Origin of the sequence: Streptococcus sp. 4094, assembly GCF_013277125.1 — a bacterium.
Lineage (GTDB): Bacteria > Bacillota > Bacilli > Lactobacillales > Streptococcaceae > Streptococcus.
This window is the reverse complement of sequence record NZ_VMMI01000030.1, coordinates 1-625: the sequence shown is the minus strand read 5'-3', so window position 1 is coordinate 625 and position 625 is coordinate 1. Positions and strand designations below refer to the sequence as shown.

The 625-nt window shown below is 39.5% G+C and carries 1 pseudogene; it reads right to left on the bottom strand.

The window, feature by feature from the left end:
* Positions 1 to 252: 252 nt before the first annotated feature.
* Positions 253 to 625 (bottom strand): annotated as a pseudogene (locus tag HT721_RS07010) (IS30 family transposase); the annotation flags it as partial.

The following is a 625-nucleotide window of genomic DNA, read 5'->3' as shown; positions in this document are numbered from 1 at the left end:
GGTAAATTCCCAAACTAAGTTCCACCGCTAGTAGAAGTGGAAGTTAATCTGATAAAAATTGTAAAAACCAGTGGAAATCCATGTCAGGGTAAGTTCCACTGGTTTTACTAATGCTTGATTTTATTGCTTTTGTAGCCAAAATGAATCGAAAAAAAGAGCGCACAAAATCCTCTTATCTGAAAGCGTTTCAGATTAAGTTCCGCTATGGTGGAAGTTAGTGTGAGACGTTTGAATAGGGTTTTAGGTTAGTTTTTAGAACTTATGTTGGAGTAATTTAGAAGACTGACAGACGTCTTCTGCAGGTATTTTAGAAATGCCGAGAAGCTTAGGAATTTCTTCTCCATAAGTAAAGGCAAAGAGTTCATAAGCTGACTTTCCATTCAAAGCAGCACGTTTGACGCTGTTGACATGAGAGCAGACGAGATTGATGTCCTCTTGAGTTAAATTGTCAAAAGAAGTTCCTTTAGGTAGAATGTCGCGAATCAGCGTGTGATTTTTCTCAATTCTCCCTTTCTGGTCAGAGCGATTAGGGTCACAAAAGAAGAGTTTACTCTCTCCTCGCACATCCATTTCGATGTCATCAACCCTGGCAAACTCTCCACCATTATCGGTAAGAATGACAGGG